Raw genomic sequence first — 8,334 nt, 5'->3', positions numbered from 1 at the left:
AATGATTGCAGGTTCACCCGTTGAAACTAAGCGGGAGATTAATGCTAAATGATCCTGATGGCTTTCAATGGTGATTAAGTTTTCAAAATTTAGTGGATGACGGCCTGCTTTTACTTTACGTTTCGCCTCTTTATCCCATAAAGGTTTTAGCTGCCCATACATTTTTGTAAACTTGGCCGCTAATGGCGAATCAACAATAATCGGCAATCTCTGCCAGCGACTATTTTTATTATGTTTTACTTTATGGAGTATCTCTTCTAATTCGTAGAGTAACTCCTGTGTTCTGCCGATACTAAATGCGGGTATTAAAATCGCTCCGCCATCTTTTAGGCTTTTTTCGACAACCGCTTTTAAATTTTTTGTTCGTTGTGCGCGGTGTTGGTGCTGTTTATCGCCATAGGTGCTTTCTAAAATAAGCCAGTCACATCGATAAGGTGATTTTGGCGCGGCTAACAGTGGCGTATAAGGTGCGCCAAGATCGCCGGAAAATACTGTTTTTGTTTTTTTAGTTTTATTGTCACTGTTTTCAGCGATTAAAATTTCGATATAAGCAGAGCCAATAATATGACCAGCGGGTTTGAATTTTATTTTAACTGCTTTCGGGAAACCATTTAACAAGTTCCACTTTCCGTAATCAACAGCAACGAGCTGTTTTTCCAATCGCCCTAAAACGGCGTTTATTAGACGTTCATTTTTTGTCAGGCCGACTTTTAAAGCATCTTTTATAACGACAGGTAATAATAGTGCCGTTGCTTTGCTGCAATAAATTGGTCCTGCAAAACCAGCCGCTAACAGTGCTGGCAAACGTCCTACATGGTCTATATGGCAGTGGGTAATTAACAGGGCTTTAATCTTGCTGATATCAAAACCGATCTGCCATGGTTTCTCTGACTCGTTTGTATCTAAACCTTGAAATAAGCCACAATCGACCAGTAAGCTTGAATTTTTATTAATGATCAACTCATGGCACGATCCCGTCACACCAGTTGAGCCACCATGCGAGTTTAAGCTTAAATAATCAGCATTGAGCTTCAGCATTTCTACCTTCCATGATTAAATCATTTAAACATCTCTATTTCGATGCTGAGCAGAAGAAACAAATCCAGCCTTTCAACTCAAAAACAAAGTTTCAGGCACGCTACCGCCACTAGGTTGCAGAACCCCAGAGTCTGAAAAGCAAAAATTTGATGGCGAATATAACGTTTTCGAAAGAAATTTACTAGATATAATCATTTAAATATAAATTTTTATATGGCTTAGTTGATCTGGATTATCCACCACAAATGAAAGTGAATAAATAACAAACAAAACATGTTTACTTATTAACTGCACAAGGGATATTTGTGAATAAGTTATTATTTATACCATTAATCCGCAAAACTAATTGATCTGTATTTACATTTGGAAGTGCGGTTTTAACCGCGCAATATTATAGCCGCGACTGAAGTCGCACTTCCATGTATAGAGAATAATATTAAACGGATTGGTATTAGGCCTCCCACCGTAATGATGGGAGGCTAGTTTTGGAGGGATTACAAGGTCACAAAAGCTTCGATTTTTTTCAAGGTGCTTTTACCGATGCCTTTGACTTTAGTTAACCCATCTAAGCTACTAAAAACACCGTTTTCTTGGCGGTAATCAATAATAGCTTGTGCTTTTTTATCGCCAATACCTTTGATCGCAGCAAGTTGCTTACTGCTCGCTATATTGATATTTATTTTTTCGGAGATTTCCATCGAAGCGGCTGCCGGTTCAACAATTTTATCTGCAGCCAAAACCTGCTGGCTGCTTGATAATACAAACAGTGATGAAACAAGTAACAAACGGTATATTAATTTATTAAACATCTGAACTTCCTTTTAAGTGATTAAACGCATCTAAGTGATTAAATGCAGTACTTAAATTAGATTATATTTTGACCTTTACAAGGCGGCATATGAAAAACCACCCGGGTGGGTAGTGGAAATCTGTGTTCTGGATCACATTGCACCGACACTATTGCACATTGTTACCTCCCCAAAGCAATGACACTTTATTTTATTCGCATCGCTAAGCTGTTTTCGGTATCCTGAAACGGTTTTAAGGGATGCAATAGCAATCCGCTTAATCTTATCCTCTATTTGTGGAAGTTTGGCGAATTGAACACCAGTTCAGGTTTATGAGCGGGTAAGCTCTGCGAACCCTGGTTCTTCAGTCGCGCCTATGATATTGCGCGGTTAAAACCGCACTTCCAAAAACAAAAATAGGGCTGTTAATTTTACGGATTGGTATAAAAGGTAAGGTAATGAGTAAGCAGTGGTTTGTTGTATATTGTAAAAGTAGAGAAGAGTTACGCGCACAGCAAAACTTAGAAAATCAGGGTGTTCATTCTTTTTTCCCTAAAATTCGTAAAGAAAAAATTACTCGCGGTAAAAAAACAACGATTGAAGAGGCGCTATTCCCCAGTTATCTGTTTATTTTTGTTGATCAAAAAGATGGAAATTTCAGTCGCATTCGTTCTACCCGCGGTATTAATGATTTTGTTCGATTTGGCAAGGAGATAGCTATAGTTTCCCCTGAGCTGATCAAACAACTGGAAAATATCTGCCACTCAATCAATGACCTTGATGTTGATACAAAATCACTGTTAAAAAGTGGTGATAAAGTTGAGATCTTAAGTGGCTCTTTTCAAGGTGTAACGGCCATTTTTGAGGCGCAAGATGGCCTCGAGCGTTCAATGTTATTACTCAAGGTTCTTAATCAAGAGAACAAAATATCTTTTAGCAATAGAGATATTAAAAAATTGGAAAGTTAATTTATGTTCACATTACATCATTTTCAAAATTTACGTGCGGCCCAAGCTTTTTCTGATTATTTAAGCGCGCTTAATATTAAAAACCGCATTCATCATGATGAATTTGATTACCAACTATTAATTGAGCAAAGCACACAGCAAAATTTGGCACAAGCAGAGCTTGATCTGTTTCTGCAAAACCCAAACGATCCCAAATATCTTGCCGCAAGCTGGCAAACGGGTTCAGCAAATCAAGATAACGCGCACCTCGCTTATGCAAACTCTCATTTAACGGCTAATTTTATCAGCCACGGCGGTTTTATTAGCCATTCAATTTTTATTGCTTGTTTAATTATTTATGCACTAATAAGTTTTGGTTTGTTTAATCCCATGCAGTCATTTTTTGCTTTTTTTACCACTCAACCCTTTGATTACTCACAGAGCTGGCGTTTTATAACACCGGCTTTTTTACACTTTAGTATTCTGCACATTGTCTTTAACTTACTTTGGTGGTGGGAGTTGGCTGGCATTGTGGAAAAACAGCATGGTAAGCAACGCTTAATCTTACTTTTTCTTGTTGCAGCCGTAGCTTCCAACCTTGCGCAATATTATTTAGTTGGCCCCTATTTTGGCGGATTAAGTGGTGTCGTTTATGCTTTGGTTGGTTATTGCTGGTTATTTGGTATCTTAAATAAAACCAGTAAGGTCAATTTACCCAACTCCTATTTTCTATTTTTACTCGGCTGGTTAGCTTTGGGTTTTGTTAATCTACTGCCCGTTAATGTCGCTAATTATGCACATCTGGTTGGCTTGTTAGCAGGGTTAGTTTTGGCTGCTATTTGTGCAAAGATTAAAGTGTAGCTCTTCCGGCTAAACAGCCGGAATGAGAAGCTTGCTAGGGTTAGGAATTTCGACTTACAGGGAAAACTTAAGGTTTACTGATACAAATACTTAGTAAACAGCAGATCTTCAACAGGTTTTTTTCCTGTTTCTGCATATAACAGATCATTTATTTCTTCTAAACAACGTTGACGAATATCATCACGATCGATAACTGATTTTACTATCGCTTCATTTTGCTCACCAAATACGGTAATAATCTTGTCACGTATCAGTGGTTCATGGTTTTCCAACACGGCATAGTTGCCTTTTGATTTAACCATTAATTCAACAGTGACACGTATAAAACCGATACGTTTTCCCGGTTTAATATAATTAGTGATAATATCAGGCTCAATTAAAAAATACTGATAATCATCTTTTATTTCCTCAGTAGCCTCTTCATCAGCAAAGAGTGCCGGGGAGAATAGTGAAAAACAAAGCACACAAAATAGCGCTTTTTTAAACATGGTTATTTCCTTGTAACAAAGATGAACGATTCATATATTTGAATGATACAATAGCAAAATATTTGTGCTTTTACCTCTTTTGAGAGTTAAAAAAAAACTTCAACAGTTAAAGGTCACTATGCTCAATCACTTGTTTCCTATCAGCTCATCAACCTCCTGGCTTTCAGAAATAAAACCTGAACAGTGTCCGGAAAAGATAAGTTCATGGCTGTATGATCATAACTCATTAACTCAAAAGTTAGAGAAATTATGCGAAAAGTTTCATGTTCAAGTAAGGCAACAGATAACAATAAGCTCAGCAGATCCTTCTCTCTCCTGCTATTTTTCCAATGAAGCTAAGGTATTAGTCCGTGAGGTTTTTTTATATTGTGATGATCTTCCCGTAGTCTTTGCACAAACAGAAATTCCCCTTAGCACATTAACCCAAGAACAAGCACAATTAGCTGAAATTGGTTCGCAATCACTGGGTAAAATATTATTTCAAGATCCGAGCATGAAACGGGGAGCAATTGAAGTTGCGCAATTTGCAGAAAACCCGCAACTCGATCTGTTATGTCACTCCCTCAATCAAAGTTGCGACCACTCGCTTTGGGCAAGACGCTCTCTTTTTTATCTGAACGATAAACCCCTGTTAGTGAGTGAACTGTTTTTACCCGCTTCAGGCATATATTTAACATGAGCTATTCAGCATGAATTACTTCTGTAAACAAAAATTACAAGCTTATGCACAACTGATGCGTATCGATAAACCGATCGGCACGCTTTTATTACTCTGGCCAACGTTATGGGCATTGTGGATTGCCGCGCAAGGTTTTCCGGATTTAAGTGTATTACTTGTCTTTGTTTTAGGTGTATTTTTAATGCGTAGCGCGGGTTGTGTAATTAACGATTTTGCAGATCGAAAAATTGACGGTTTTGTTGAACGTACTAAACAGCGCCCTTTACCGTCCGGTCGTGCCACCAGCATCGAAGCTGTCTTTCTATTTTTAACTCTGGCTATTATTTCGTTCTTGTTAGTGTTAACGCAAAATAGTTTAACCATTCAACTCTCCGTTGCGGCTATTCTATTAGCATTTTCCTATCCCTTTATGAAACGTTTTACCCACCTTCCTCAATTTGTTTTGGGTTTAGCTTTTAGCTGGGCAATTCCGATGGCCTATGCAGCACAGGCAAATGAATTACCCGCAGTGGTGTGGATTTTATTTGTAACGAATATACTTTGGACCATAGCTTACGATACCCTTTATGCCATGGTTGATCGCGATGATGATCTAAAAATCGGTGTAAAATCAACTGCAATTTTATTCGCAGAACAGGACAAACTAATAGTTGCTTTATTACAACTGGCTTGCCTGCTTTTATTACTTTTATTGGGTTGGATCGAAGCGTTAAGTTGGATCTATTTTACTGGATTATTCGTTGTTTCAGGTTTATTTATCAAACAGCAAATTGACATAAAAGAGCGCGAAAAAAAAGCTTGTTTTAAAGCCTTTTTAGATAATAACTATGTGGGATTAGTTATTTTTATCGCGCTGTTTTTGAGTTATCTCTGACAAGCTAATACACAATCCAATAATCACTTAATATAACGAACTTTAGATTCAAAAAAAGCGCAATTTTCCAACTGAAAATGCGCTTCAAAATTAATTTAATAACAACTGTTTGCTGGCGTATTAACCGTTAACGTAAGCGATCACTGCATCACTATCACCAAGGTGTTTTCCATCAACATATAATTGCGGCACAGTCGTTTGTCCTGTAACAGCTTTTAAACTAACGCTAGTTGCATCTGTTCCTAAAACAATCTCTTCAAAAGCGATGCTGTTATCTTTTAATGCCGCTTTTGCTTTTGCACAGAAAGGACAACCCGGTTTAGTGAATAATGTTACTGCAGAAGGTGCTTTGGCATTTGGATTAATGTAATTGAGCATGGTATCAGCGTCAGAGACTTCAAACGGGTCACCCGGTTGATTTGGTTCGATAAACATTTTTTCAATCACACCATCTTTTACCAACATACTGTAACGCCAGCTGCGTTTACCAAAACCGATATCACTTTTATCAACTAACATCCCCATACCTGCAGTGAACGTACCGCTACCGTCTGGCACAACAGTAATGTTTTCCGCTTCTTGGTCGGCAAGCCATGCATTCATAACAAAGGTATCGTTAACACTTAAACAAACAATCTCATCCACACCATTTTCTTTTAATACGCCCGCCAATTCATTGTAACGCGGTAGATGTGTAGAAGAACAGGTTGGCGTAAATGCACCAGGCAATGCAAATACGACCACGGTTTTACCTGCAAATAGATCATCGGTAGAAACATTTACCCATTGATCGCCTTGGCGAGTTGGGAAAGTAACGCTTGGAATTTTTTGACCTTCAATATTTTCTAACATGTGATGCTCCTAATACTTAAAATTAAATTCGTAAATATTTTGCTTATATATTGTTTTTTGAACAAGCAGTTAACTTGTTTCGATGGGGTAATTATGGACACAAACATTCAATAGGTAAAATCGTTTGTAATTATCGAATCGATAGTTACACCTGATGATTGACTTTTAATGATAAAAACATTCTATACAATTAAAATAACAGATTATGTGAACGAAGGACTAAGTGGTTGTTAAATTGGTATTTATTTTTGCAAGTGCGACTTTAGTCGCGCAAAATGCGAGGCGCGACTAAAGTATTATTTCTGAACTGTTATTAATGCAAGTAAGAAACTTCCCTTAGCTTTCATTACGAATTGTTTTAATTATCTCGGTCGTTGAACAACCCTCTTCAAACTGTAAAACACGCACGGAGCCGCCATTGGCAATAACCTCAGCGCCACCCGCAATCTCTTCCGGCTTGTAATCACCACCTTTAACTAACAGATCCGGCAAAACTTCAGAAATTAAACGTTGCGGTGTATCTTCACTGAATTCAATAACCCAATCGACAGCACCTAGTCCTGCTAAGACTGCCATACGGCGTTCAACCGGATTGACTGGCCGACCTTCACCTTTTAAATCTCGTACTGACTGATCACTGTTTACCGCAACAATTAAGCGCTGCCCTTGTTCACGAGCAGTGTTTAAATATGAAACATGTCCGGCATGTAAAATATCAAAACACCCATTGGTCATCACTACTTTTTCACCGCGATGCTGTGCAAGTTTAACAGCAAGTTGTAACTGCTCTTGCGAAAGCACACCAAAACCGATCTCTTGCTGACTATAAACAGCATTCGCCAATTCAATGGTATTCACTGTTGATGTACCAATCTTGCCGACAACAACACCAGCAGCTGCATTCGCTAAAGTACAGGCATGTTCGAATGAACTACCAGCCGCCAATGACGATCCCAATACAGAAATAACCGTATCGCCCGCTCCAGTTACATCATAAACTTCTTGCGCTTGTGTTGGCAGATGAAATGGTTCCTGTCCATCTCGTATTAAGGTCATGCCATTTTCACTACGCGTTACTAACAGTGCTTCTAAATCGAATCTTTTTAGTAAAACCAGGCCACGTTCAACTATTTCTTGATCAGTTTTGCAATGCCCGACAACCGCTTCAAATTCAGATAAGTTAGGTGTTAATAACGTCGCGCCACGGTACTTTTCAAAATCAGCTCCTTTAGGATCAACCAGTACTTTTGCACCTGATTTTTTAGCAAGCTGAATCATTAATTGCACATCAGCCAGCGAGCCTTTGTTATAGTCCGATAGAATTACTACGCTACTCTTATCCGCTAAACTTTCCTGCATTTTTTGTAAAATAGGTGCGCTATCTACATCGTGAAAACCTTGTTCAAAATCTACACGTAACAGTTGCTGATGGCGGCTTAATATACGTAATTTGGTGATCGTCGGAAAATCACTAACGGTTACAAAATCAGTAGTTACATGAACAGATTTCAACCCGTTTGCCAGTGCGCTAGCGGGTTCATCATCACCAACCAAACCAATTACGGTGGCTTTACCACCAAGCGCAGCCACATTTAATGCCACATTGGCAGCGCCACCCGGACGTTCCTCTATTTCTTCAACCTTCACAACAGGTACAGGCGCTTCAGGAGAGATCCGCCCTGTAGGGCCATGCCAGTATCTGTCTAACATTACATCACCAACCACTAATATTTGTGCATTTTCATATTCCGGTAATGTTATTTTCATCTTATTTCTCTTTTAATTTTTAAACTCAGTCGTTTCAATA

9 protein-coding genes are annotated in these 8,334 nt (G+C 38.5%); 4 read left to right on the top strand and 5 right to left on the bottom strand.

The window, feature by feature from the left end:
• The coding region (locus AC4GME_RS05865) for an MBL fold metallo-hydrolase (RefSeq protein ID WP_490379129.1) at positions 1-1,038 on the bottom strand (1,038 nt) is incomplete at its 3' end.
• A gap of 494 nt (positions 1,039-1,532) precedes the next feature.
• On the bottom strand, positions 1,533-1,847 hold the full coding sequence (locus AC4GME_RS05860) for a ComEA family DNA-binding protein (RefSeq protein ID WP_490377626.1): 315 nt from the start codon (positions 1,845-1,847) through the stop codon (positions 1,533-1,535).
• A gap of 437 nt (positions 1,848-2,284) precedes the next feature.
• Between AC4GME_RS05860 and rfaH the strand changes: the two genes are divergently transcribed.
• Entirely contained in the window at positions 2,285-2,794 is a 510-nt protein-coding gene (rfaH, locus tag AC4GME_RS05855; RefSeq protein WP_490379128.1) for a transcription/translation regulatory transformer protein RfaH, read from the top strand.
• A 3-nt stretch (positions 2,795-2,797) separates the two neighbouring features.
• Positions 2,798-3,634: a rhomboid family intramembrane serine protease GlpG gene (glpG, locus tag AC4GME_RS05850; protein WP_490379127.1), complete on the top strand. Its 837-nt coding sequence runs from the start codon at positions 2,798-2,800 to the stop codon at positions 3,632-3,634.
• Between the two features lie 74 nt (positions 3,635-3,708).
• On the opposite strand, the gene AC4GME_RS05845 is transcribed toward glpG, so the two are convergent.
• Positions 3,709-4,122, bottom strand: coding sequence for a flagellar basal body-associated protein FliL (locus tag AC4GME_RS05845; RefSeq protein ID WP_490376450.1), 414 nt, complete (start codon positions 4,120-4,122; stop codon positions 3,709-3,711).
• Between the two features lie 118 nt (positions 4,123-4,240).
• On the opposite strand from AC4GME_RS05845, the gene AC4GME_RS05840 reads away from it, so the two are divergent.
• A complete protein-coding gene (locus AC4GME_RS05840; protein ID WP_490376451.1) occupies positions 4,241-4,801 on the top strand; it encodes a chorismate--pyruvate lyase family protein in 561 nt (186 codons plus the stop codon).
• A gap of 10 nt (positions 4,802-4,811) precedes the next feature.
• Positions 4,812-5,675, top strand: a complete 864-nt coding sequence (gene ubiA / locus AC4GME_RS05835) for a 4-hydroxybenzoate octaprenyltransferase (RefSeq protein WP_490376452.1) — start codon at positions 4,812-4,814, stop codon at positions 5,673-5,675.
• A 120-nt stretch (positions 5,676-5,795) separates the two neighbouring features.
• On the opposite strand, the gene AC4GME_RS05830 is transcribed toward ubiA, so the two are convergent.
• Positions 5,796-6,527: a glutathione peroxidase gene (locus AC4GME_RS05830; RefSeq protein WP_490376453.1), complete on the bottom strand. Its 732-nt coding sequence runs from the start codon at positions 6,525-6,527 to the stop codon at positions 5,796-5,798.
• 336 nt (positions 6,528-6,863) lie between these two features.
• Positions 6,864-8,294: a bifunctional D-glycero-beta-D-manno-heptose-7-phosphate kinase/D-glycero-beta-D-manno-heptose 1-phosphate adenylyltransferase HldE gene (gene hldE, locus AC4GME_RS05825; RefSeq protein ID WP_490376454.1), complete on the bottom strand. Its 1,431-nt coding sequence runs from the start codon at positions 8,292-8,294 to the stop codon at positions 6,864-6,866.
• Positions 8,295-8,334: the final 40 nt, after the last annotated feature.

This window comes from Psychromonas sp., assembly GCF_983033635.1.
Note: the sequence above shows the minus strand (reverse complement) of the source record. Positions and strands in the feature narration are given on the sequence as shown.

Excerpts from the sequence above, each read along its gene's own strand:
- AC4GME_RS05840 (WP_490376451.1), top strand. The coding sequence starts at position 4,241 with ATGCTCAATCACTTGTTTCCTATCAGCTCATCAACCTCCTGGCTTTCA.
- rfaH (WP_490379128.1), top strand. The coding sequence starts at position 2,285 with ATGAGTAAGCAGTGGTTTGTTGTATATTGTAAAAGTAGAGAAGAGTTA.
- AC4GME_RS05860 (WP_490377626.1), bottom strand. The coding sequence starts at position 1,847 with ATGTTTAATAAATTAATATACCGTTTGTTACTTGTTTCATCACTGTTT.
- glpG (WP_490379127.1), top strand. The coding sequence starts at position 2,798 with ATGTTCACATTACATCATTTTCAAAATTTACGTGCGGCCCAAGCTTTT.
- ubiA (WP_490376452.1), top strand. The coding sequence starts at position 4,812 with ATGAATTACTTCTGTAAACAAAAATTACAAGCTTATGCACAACTGATG.
- AC4GME_RS05845 (WP_490376450.1), bottom strand. The coding sequence starts at position 4,122 with ATGTTTAAAAAAGCGCTATTTTGTGTGCTTTGTTTTTCACTATTCTCC.
- AC4GME_RS05830 (WP_490376453.1), bottom strand. The coding sequence starts at position 6,527 with ATGTTAGAAAATATTGAAGGTCAAAAAATTCCAAGCGTTACTTTCCCA.
- hldE (WP_490376454.1), bottom strand. The coding sequence starts at position 8,294 with ATGAAAATAACATTACCGGAATATGAAAATGCACAAATATTAGTGGTT.